The sequence below is a fragment of the Pseudomonas donghuensis genome (assembly GCF_000259195.1).
In the GTDB taxonomy this organism is placed as follows: domain Bacteria; phylum Pseudomonadota; class Gammaproteobacteria; order Pseudomonadales; family Pseudomonadaceae; genus Aquipseudomonas; species Aquipseudomonas donghuensis.
Genome location: NZ_JH650785.1, coordinates 1 through 9,859 on the forward strand (window position 1 = coordinate 1; position 9,859 = coordinate 9,859).

Below are 9,859 nucleotides of genomic sequence, written 5' to 3' on the forward strand. Positions count from 1 at the left end.
AGGGCATAGCCCTGCCAATCCCTGCTTGACGTATACGTCAACCTGCAATTAGCTTAGCTCCATGCCCTTTTACCGAGCCAAGCAATGAGCAGCCAGACCTACAGCATTTCCGACCTGTCCCGCGAGCTGGACATTACCACCCGGGCGATCCGCTTCTATGAAGAACAGGGCCTGCTCAGCCCGGAACGCCGAGGCCTGGAACGGGTCTACTCGGCCCGCGACAAGGTCAGCCTGAAGCTGATTCTGCGCGGCAAGCGCATTGGCTTTTCCCTGGCCGAATGCCGTGAGCTGATCGAGCTCTATGACCCTTCCAGCGGCAACCTGAAGCAGTTGCACAGCATGCTGGCGAAGATCGCCGAACGCCGTGCCCAACTCGAACAGCAACTGCTCGACATCCAGCAGATGCAACTGGAGCTGGATACAGCCGAGGAACGCTGCGAGCAAGCCCTGGCCGCGACCCTGAACAACCAGAAAAACAGCCATTGAGCCCTGAGGAACCCTGCCCATGTCATTGCCTGAAAAAGTCCGCCTGGTCGAAGTCGGCCCGCGCGACGGCCTGCAGAACGAAGCCCAGCCCATCAGCGTGGCCGACAAGGTCCGGCTGGTCGATGACCTGAGCGCCGCCGGCCTGTCTTACATCGAGGTGGGTAGCTTCGTTTCGCCCAAGTGGGTGCCGCAGATGGCCGGTTCCGCCGAGGTGTTCGCCAATATCCAGCAACACAGTGGCGTGACCTACGCAGCCCTGGCGCCGAACCTGCGCGGTTTCGAAGATGCGCTGGCAGCCGGGGTCAAGGAGGTGGCCGTGTTCGCGGCGGCGTCCGAGGCGTTTTCCCAGCGCAACATCAACTGCTCGATCAGCGACAGCCTGCAGCGCTTCGCGCCGATCATGGCAGCGGCGCGTCAACACGGGGTGCGGGTGCGCGGTTATGTGTCCTGCGTGCTGGGTTGCCCCTATGAAGGCACGATCAGCGCCGAGCAGGTCGCCCCGGTGGCCCGCGAGCTGCACGACATGGGCTGCTATGAAGTGTCGCTGGGCGACACCATCGGCACCGGTACCCCCGGGGCCACCCGGCGCCTGTTCGAAGTGGTCGGCGCCCAGGTGCCACGCGAGCAACTGGCCGGGCACTTTCATGACACCTATGGCCAGGCCCTGGCCAACGTCTATGCCAGCCTGCTCGAAGGCATCAGCGTGTTCGACAGCTCTGTTGCGGGCCTCGGCGGCTGCCCCTATGCCAAAGGCGCCAGCGGTAACGTTGCCAGCGAAGACGTGCTGTACATGCTCCAGGGCCTGGGCATCGACACCGGTATCGACCTGGAGCGCTTGATTGCCGCGGGCTTGCGTATCAGTGCGGTACTCGGCCGTACCACCGGTTCGCGGGTGGCACGCGCGCGGAACGCACGCTGAACACAGGCGGTAACAGCCCAATCACCCCCTGGGTGTTACCGCGCCCGCACTTTTCAGGGAAATTCCGGGTAACACGGAAACAAATCGACAGAATTTCCCGGGACCGTTTTTTGATAAAACCTTCAAACCATTGATTTTATTGGGTTTTAAAAAGTTGGCACGGCACCTGCTATATCTCAGGTACAAGAACAATAAAAAGTGCGACATACCCAATAAAAATAAGACGAAACGACTCTGACATAACAAGAACAACACGACAGAGGCGCAGCTAACAGATTTTTTTGGAGAGGATGTGCTTTCCAGGGGCTTGCCCCGCAACCGGACACAAAACAATAAAACTACCCCAAGGTAGCGCAGGTCACGGTTGGATCAGCAATGATGAAGGTAGATCAGCGCTCAAAAAAATACGTTTGCTCTTGATCCCGGATGGGGATCGCCAGTGATGCAGAGGCAACGGTCACCAAAAACAACAATAGGCCGCCCTCCAATAACAAAAATGAGAGCACGCAACAATCTTTGAGGGGAGCTTAGGCTCCCCTCAGTGCTTCCCGCCCTCGCCGTTTTCGTCCTCGTCCTTCTCAAAGCGATTGACCACCAACGGCATCACCCCCAATACCAGCAAGGCCAGCACGGTGCTGATCACCGCCGTAGCTTCACGCCCCATGCCCGCTGCCACGCCGATCGCCGCTGTCATCCACAGGCCCGCCGCGGTGGTCAGGCCTTTGACATTGCTGACGTCCTGGTCGTGCCCCTTGAGAATGGTCCCGGCGCCAAGAAAACCGATCCCGGCGACGATCCCCTGCACCACCCGGCTCAATGCCGCATCGTCGGCCCCGGCCATGCGCGGCACCAGTACGAACAGCGCCGCGCCGAGGGCCACCAGCATATGGGTGCGTACCCCGGCGGCCTTGCCCTTGAGCTCGCGCTCAAAGCCGAGAATGGCACCCAGCAGCGCGGCCATGACCAGGCGCACTGTCACCTGGGTAAGCTGCTTGGCATCGGTGATGTCGGCAAACTCCGCCACCAGGGTAATCCAGACTTGATGCCACCAGGCGTCCATGGGCTTTGTCCGTGCAGGAGGGATTATTCGATGGACAACGGCCGCACCTGCAAGTGCGCCACTGACCGCTGATCGGTTGCCGCCAGCATCCCGTGCGCTCGCGCGGTCCCAAACATAGGACCCCAGCAACGAGGAAGCGGCCATGCCTATTGAAATTGACCAGACCAACCAGCGCTGCACCCTGATCGGCGATCACAACGCACGCATCGAGGGCGAAGCCACGCAGGTGCGGATCGTCACCGACGAAGCCCTGCGCATGTCGGTTGCCGAGCTCAACGGCGAACGCGTACCGATCACTGAACAAGAAGCCGACGCCCTGACTGTAGCGGGTGCGGTGGATGGTCGCAGGCACCTCAAGAGCACCGAGGAGGGCTCGATAATCTGAGGCCTGCAGGCTTTTTACGGAAAATCTGATACGGTTTTTATCGAAATAGCTGAGCCTGTTATGCAAACAGATGGGGCGCCATAGTGCTCTGGCCTGATCGAGGCCTGATGAGCGACGAACCATGAGCGATAGAATTCCCGTCCAGATCGTTGAAATTGCTGAGCCTTCCACTTTCAAGAAGAAGCCTGCCAGCAGCGACAGACAGATCCACACCCGTAGTTTCACCGGCTTGTTTCGTAACCTGCGCCTGGCGGGTGCGGGTTTTCTGTTTTTGCTGTTCTTCGGCACCGTCTGGTTGAACTGGGACGGTCGTCAGGCCGTGCTTTGGGACTTGGCCGACAGCAAGTTCCACATTTTCGGCGCCACTTTCTGGCCACAGGATTTCATCCTGCTCTCGGCCTTGCTGATCATCTGCGCCTTCGGCCTGTTTGCCATCACCGTGTTCGCCGGCCGAGTCTGGTGTGGCTATACCTGCCCACAGAGTTCCTGGACCTGGATCTTCATGTGGTGCGAAAAGGTCACCGAAGGTGAACGCAACCAGCGCATCAAGCTGGATGCCGCGCCGTGGAGCCTGAACAAACTGGCCCGGCGCTCGGCCAAGCACACCTTGTGGCTGGGCATCAGCCTGCTCACCGGGCTGACCTTCGTCGGCTATTTCACCCCGATCCGCCCGCTGGCCGAGGAACTGTTCACCCTGCAACTGGGCGGTGTCAGCCTGTTCTGGATTCTGTTCTTCACCGGCGCCACCTACATCAACGCCGGCTGGCTGCGTGAAGCGGTGTGCATGCACATGTGCCCGTATGCGCGTTTCCAGAGCGTGATGTTCGACAAGGACACCCTGACCGTCGCCTACGACCCGGCCCGTGGCGAGTCCCGCGGCCCGCGCAAAAAGGAAGTCGACCACAAGGCCAAAGGCCTGGGCGATTGCATCGATTGCCATATGTGCGTGCAGGTCTGCCCGACCGGTATCGACATCCGTGACGGCCTGCAGATGGAGTGCATCGGTTGCGCTGCCTGTATCGATGCCTGTGATTCGATCATGGACAAGATGGGCTACGCCCGCGGCCTGGTCGGCTACAAGTCCGAACACACCCTGCAAGGCGGCACCACCAACTGGCTGCGGCCGCGCCTGCTCGGTTACGTCACCGCCCTGGTGGTAATGATCGGCGCCCTGGTCATCGCCCTGCAGCAGCGGCCGATGGTGTCGATGGACGTGATCAAGGACCGTGGCCTGTTCCGCGAGAACAATGCCGGGCAAATCGAGAACATCTACACCCTCAAGGTCATCAACAAGACCCAGCAAGCCCAGCACTATCGCCTGCGCCTGCTCGATGCCGAAGGCTTCGAACTGCACGGCAAGACCGAGTTCAGCCTGGCAGCCGGGGAAATGAGCGACTTGCCGGTGTCGGTGGCGATGTTGGCCGACCGTCCGCAAAGCAGCTCCCAGGACATCAGCTTCGAACTGGTCGACACCGACGAACCGGGCATCCGCAGCGTCGCCCACAGCCGTTTTGTCGCGCCTTTGAACCGCTGATCCCATACACTGCCCGAGCATCCGAAACCTTTCGAGCCATGATGAAACGCTACGAGAAATTCGCCGACGACATTGCCGAACTGATTCGCTCCGGGGTCCTGGGCCCCGGCCAGCGCGTGCCGTCGGTGCGATACGCCAGCCAGACCCACGGCGTCAGCCCGTCCACGGTGTTCCAGGCCTATTACCTGCTGGAGCGCCGCGGGCTGATCCGCGCGCGGCCGCGCTCGGGCTACTTCGTCAACGCCCACGCGCCGCGTCAGTTCAGCGAGCCGCAGATCATCGAGCAAGCCAGCGAGTCCACCGAGGTGGATGTCAGCGAGCTGGTGTTCTCGATTCTCGACTCGATCAAGGACCCGCAAACCGTGGCCTTCGGCTCGGCGTTCCCCAGCCCCAACCTGTTCCCGCTGCCGCGCCTGGCCCGCTCCATGGCCAGCGCCAGCCGCGAGATGGACCCGCGCATGGTGGTCACCGACCTGTCGCCGGGCAACCCGCAACTGCGCCGGCAGATTGCCCTGCGCTACATGGTCGGCGGCCTGATGCTGCCCATGGAAGAACTGCTGATCACCAACGGCGCACTGGAGGCCCTGAACCTGTGCCTGCAGGCGGTGACCGAGCCGGGCGACCTGGTGGCCATCGAGGCACCGGCTTTTTATGCCTGCCTGCAAATCCTCGAGCGGCTCAAGCTCAAGGCGGTGGAAATCCCCGTGCACCCGCGCGAAGGCATCGACCTCGGGGTGCTGGCCCAGACCCTGGCCAAGCACCCGGTCAAGGCCGTGTGGTGCATGACCAACTTCCAGAACCCGGTAGGCGCAAGCATGCCGGAGGAGAAGAAACAGCAGCTTGTGGAGCTCTTGCGCGAGCATCAGGTGCCGTTGATCGAAGACGACGTCTACGCCGAGCTGTACTACGCCCAGCAGGCACCGAAACCAGCCAAGGCCTTCGACACCGACGGCCTGGTGATGCACTGCGGCTCGTTCGCCAAGAGCCTGGCCCCCGGCTACCGGATCGGCTGGGTGGCCGCCGGGCGTTATGCGCAGAAGATCGAACGACTGAAGCTGATGACCTCGCTGTGCGCCTCGATGCCGGCCCAGGCAGCGATTGCCGACTACCTGCAGCACGGCGGCTACGACCGCCACCTGCGCAGGCTGCGCTACGCCCTTGAGGAACAACAGGCGGCGATGCTCGCGGCCATTGCCCGGTATTTCCCGCCACAGACCCGGGTCAGCCATCCAGCTGGCGGTTACTTCCTGTGGCTGGAGCTGCCCGAGCAAATGGACTCGCTCAAGCTGTTCCAGATGGCCCTGGCCCAGGGCATCAGCATCGCCCCGGGGCCGATTTTTTCGCCGACCCGGCGCTTTCGCAACTGCATCCGCCTCAACTATGGCAGCCCCTGGACCGAGCAATCGGAAAAGGCCATGGAGACCCTGGGCAAAATCGTCCGTTCGTTCTGAGCGGCGGTTGAACTTCGAGCGCGCTTGCTGCACCCTGCGCGCTCGAACGCCCAGGGATGGATGAGATGTACAAGCGACAGCATTTTCTTACGCCGCAGCGTTACCAACGCTTCCTGGAAAACTACCAGGAGTCCCGGGTATTCTTGCAGGACAATCGCCTGCAGGCCAACTCCGATGAACAGGAAGCAGTGTTCCGCGCCCGGCATACGAAAGGCTGGGCCTTTGACCACGTGCTGATCAGCTACACCGCTGGCGTCTCTATCGACACCCTGCCCGCCTTGCTTGCGGTGCTGATCGATGAGTACCAACAGCTGCAACACAAGATGGCCGTCTACACCGAGGCGCCAGACGTCGCCCCGCTGAATCTGGACGATGTCGAAGAGCATCACGAATGCATGCAGGTCATCAGCCTGTGCATCCTGCTCGGCCGCCACGACCTGCTCGAACGCTTCGTCGCGCTGATGGACAACGGCGGCTACGCCGAACAAGACACCCTCTATGAAGACCTGCTGAGCCGGGTACTGCCCGACCGTTACGATGTCGATGAGTGGTACCAGGATTACGCCACGCCGTTGGTGCAAACCATCTATGCCACCAGCCCCGAGCAAGCGGCCAGCCGCCTGCAGGGCTACTGCGAGCAATGGTACGAACACTTCCTGCACGCCAGCTGGTACGACACCCATGGCGACGATATAAGCGGCTACGTCGGCTACTGGTCGTTCGAGGCCGCAGCCGTGGCCCTGCTTTACGGCATCGATACCCGCGCACTGCTGCACGTGATCTTCCCCCATGACTTGCTCGAACACGCCCGCAAACTGCCGGTTTACCAAGCCATACGCTGGGAGTGCCTGGGCGACGCTGAAGACCAGCAGGAGGACGAAGAAGTTATCGACGAAGAGGACGACGAAGACTGCGACGATGACTTCGCCTACGACATCAAGGCTGCCGGCGTGACCCTGTCCGATGCCATCGATGCCGGCAACATCCCGCACCTGGCCCAGGCCCTTAACACCTATGACACGGTCGAGGCGATCCTGGCCCTGAACCTTGCTGGCGACGCTCAGGAGCAGGACGACGCCTATTTCGACCTGGCCCTGGCCCTGCTCGGCTGGGTACCCGGCCCCGGCCACGGGCTCAAGCGGGTGCTGCGCCTGGTCAATCGCGACCCGCAAAAACACGCCGAGCAGCTTTACGATTTGCTGCGCCATGTGCTGCTCAACTGCAAACTGAAGACCAGCCCGGATGCCCTGCTTGAAGAAAGCCTGAATGCCGAGGTGCTGCGTGCAGAGCTTGCGCAGATCATCATGGCGGTATGTGCCAGTGCGACCTTCCTGGCACTCGATGAGCAACGCCAGGCGCTGGTGCTGAGCGACCTGGAGCAGGCCGGCGAACACCTGGACGATCTGATCGAACGCATCGACGAACGCCTGATGCCGTGGCTTGCGGTGCAACGTAATAGCTCTGCCGAGGCTTCGGGCAGCAGCCTGCGCATCCCGGCGCAAACCAGCAAACCGCAGTCGCGACGCGTCGACAGCCTGCGCGAGCACGGTACGGTCAGTACCCATCCGGCGGCCACCGATGCCGGCAAACTCAGCCGGGAGCAGATCAACCCGGCGGCCACCAGCAACTGGCTGGAGCTGAGCTTGGACGACGGCAAGCTGGGCGGGGTTCCCGGCGCGGCCTACAAGGTGATCTTCGCCGACGGCAGCATTGCTGAAGGCCATTTGAACAACCTCGGTCATATCCGCCTTGAGGGCGTACCCTTCGGCCCGGCCAAGGTGTATTACGGTGAAGACCCGCGCCCCTACCAACGCCAGCCGATCAAGGCGCTGGACAGCAGTGCAGCGCTGATCGACCGAGACCTGCGCAGCCTGGGTTTCATCCCCTCGAAACTCGACCGGGACGACCTGTATGCCGAAACCACCGGGCGGATTGCACCGTACTGCGAACTGAACGCCCTCTGGTGGGAATGGGCCAGCGCTCGCTACCACGGCCATTGATCCGCCCGACCTGCAGCCGCGCAGTTGTTGAGTGCTGCGCGGGACGCTACATTTGCCGCAGTCCCCAGGTCGGAACACGCGCATGTCGTCGAGCGAACTGCAGTCCCTTCGCCAGCAGCTTGAGCAGTTGCAGCAACAAAACAATCTGCTCAAAGCACAGCTGGCCGAGCGCGACGGTGCAGGCCATGAACCAGACAATCAGGCCCTGGCCGACACCCAGCAGCGCTACCGCTTTCTGTTCGAGACCATGGACGAAGGCTTTTGCATCATCGAGTTCTTCGACGGCCCCCACGGCCCGCTCAGCGACTATATCCACATCGAAGCCAACGCCGCCCAGGCCAGGCATGCCGGGATCGACAACGTGGTAGGCCAAACCCTGCGGCAGCTGGTCCCCGATGAGGCCGAAGACTGGCTTGCCCGCTTCGGTCCGGTGCTGCACAGCGGCAACCCGGTCCGCTTTGACCAGGAGCTGGTGGTCACCGGCCGTCATCTGGACATCTGCGCCTTTCGCCTGGAGCCGGCCAGCCGCAAGCAGGTCGCGGTGCTGTTCCAGGATGTGACTGCACGCAAGCGCGCCGAATCCGCCCTCAGACGCCTCAACCAGGAGCTGGAACAACGGGTTGCCCAGGCGGTGGCAGAACGCAGGATCCTCACCGATGTGGTCGAAGCCACCCTGGCGCAGATCCAGGTGGTGGATCTGGACATGCGCTGGCTGGCTATCAACCGCGCTGCCCGCGATGAGTTCCAGCGGCTTTTCGGCCTGACGCCGAGCGTCGGCGACAGCTTGCCTGATCAAATGGCCAAGCATCCCGAGGACTGCGCCCGCGGCCTGCTGCTCTGGACACGGGCGCTCAAAGGTGAAGCGTTCGTCGAGATTGCCGAGTTTGGCGCAGGCGATCAGCACCGCCACTACGAACTGCGTTACAGCCCGCTGCATGACTCGCAGGGGCAGTTGATCGGCGCCTACCTGTTCGCCTACGACATCAGCGAGCGGATCCGTGAGCAAAAACGCCTGCGCAAGACCGAAGAGGCCTTGCGCCAGGCGCAGAAAATGGAAGCGGTAGGCCAGCTCACCGGCGGCATCGCCCATGACTTCAACAACCTGCTGACCGGTATCAGCGGTTCCCTGGAGCTGTCGCGCAAACTGATCGGGCGCGGCCGTCACCAGCATATCGATCCCTACCTGCGCACCGCCCAGGACGTGTGCAACCGCGCAGCGTCCCTGGTCCACCGGTTGCTGGCCTTTTCCCGGCGCCAGACCCTTGAACCACGCACCATCGATGTCAACCGCCTGGTCAGCGGCATGACCGAACTGATCCGCCGCAGCGTTGGCCCGCATATCGAGATCGATTTGTTTACCGCCAGCACTACCTGCCGGGCCAGCATCGATTCATCGCAACTGGAAAACGCCCTGCTCAACCTCTGTATCAATGCCCGCGACGCCATGCCGGGCGGTGGCCGGATCACCATCGAAACCCGCCATCTGCAGGCCGATGACCAGATCGCCGCGCACCTGGACCTGCCCCCCGGTGACTACCTGGCCCTGAGCGTCAGCGATAACGGCAGAGGCATGTCGCCGCAAGTGCTGGCACGCGCCTTCGACCCGTTCTTCACCACCAAGCCGGTGGGCCAGGGTACGGGCCTGGGGCTGTCGATGGTCTATGGTTTCGTGCGTCAGTCCGGTGGACAGGTGCGGGTCTATTCGGAGCCTGGCCAGGGCACCAGCGTGCACCTGTACCTGCCGCGCCTGGACAGCGCCAGTTTACCCGCCAGCGAGCCGCTGCCGGTTGCCCGCACGCCGCGTGAACTGCGCGACATGACGGTGATGCTGGTCGATGATGAAGCAACCATTCGCATGCTGGTGGGCGAGGTACTCAGCGACCTGGGTTACACCAAAATCGAATTCGGCGACGGCCACAGCGCCTTGGCGGCACTGCAAAACGGCGCGGCTATTGACCTGTTGATCAGCGATGTCGGCATGCCCGGCGGCATGAACGGCCAACAACTGGTGGCGGCCGCCCCCC

At 62.3% G+C, this 9,859-nt stretch carries 8 protein-coding genes; 7 read left to right on the forward strand and 1 reads right to left on the reverse strand.

What is annotated here, in order from left to right:
* Window positions 1-84: 84 nt before the first annotated feature.
* Together UW3_RS0124550 and UW3_RS0124555 are read left to right on the forward strand one after the other, a co-directional pair.
* Complete coding sequence (locus UW3_RS0124550; RefSeq protein WP_010226535.1) at window positions 85-486, forward strand: MerR family transcriptional regulator; 402 nt, start codon at window positions 85-87, stop codon at window positions 484-486.
* A gap of 19 nt (window positions 487-505) precedes the next feature.
* A complete protein-coding gene (locus tag UW3_RS0124555) occupies window positions 506-1,405 on the forward strand; it encodes a hydroxymethylglutaryl-CoA lyase (protein WP_010226536.1) in 900 nt (299 codons plus the stop codon).
* A gap of 538 nt (window positions 1,406-1,943) precedes the next feature.
* Here the strand turns inward: UW3_RS0124555 and UW3_RS0124560 are convergent.
* On the reverse strand, window positions 1,944-2,465 hold the full coding sequence (locus UW3_RS0124560) for an MgtC/SapB family protein (protein WP_010226538.1): 522 nt from the start codon (window positions 2,463-2,465) through the stop codon (window positions 1,944-1,946).
* 142 nt (window positions 2,466-2,607) lie between these two features.
* Here UW3_RS0124560 and UW3_RS0124565 point away from each other — a divergent pair, with 142 nt between their 5' ends.
* The 5 genes from UW3_RS0124565 to UW3_RS27690 form a co-directional block, all read left to right on the forward strand.
* Complete coding sequence (locus UW3_RS0124565) at window positions 2,608-2,850, forward strand: DUF3203 family protein (protein WP_010226539.1); 243 nt, start codon at window positions 2,608-2,610, stop codon at window positions 2,848-2,850.
* A gap of 121 nt (window positions 2,851-2,971) precedes the next feature.
* On the forward strand, window positions 2,972-4,384 hold the full coding sequence (ccoG, locus tag UW3_RS0124570; RefSeq protein WP_010226540.1) for a cytochrome c oxidase accessory protein CcoG: 1,413 nt from the start codon (window positions 2,972-2,974) through the stop codon (window positions 4,382-4,384).
* 41 nt (window positions 4,385-4,425) lie between these two features.
* On the forward strand, window positions 4,426-5,835 hold the full coding sequence (mapR, locus tag UW3_RS0124575; protein ID WP_010226541.1) for a GntR family transcriptional regulator MpaR: 1,410 nt from the start codon (window positions 4,426-4,428) through the stop codon (window positions 5,833-5,835).
* Between the two features lie 65 nt (window positions 5,836-5,900).
* Window positions 5,901-7,835 (forward strand): PoNe immunity protein domain-containing protein, encoded by a 1,935-nt coding sequence (locus tag UW3_RS28485; RefSeq protein ID WP_010226542.1) that lies wholly within the window; start codon window positions 5,901-5,903, stop codon window positions 7,833-7,835.
* A gap of 82 nt (window positions 7,836-7,917) precedes the next feature.
* Window positions 7,918-9,859, forward strand: a 1,942-nt coding sequence (locus UW3_RS27690) for a hybrid sensor histidine kinase/response regulator (RefSeq protein WP_010226543.1), incomplete at its 3' end; no start/stop codon positions are given.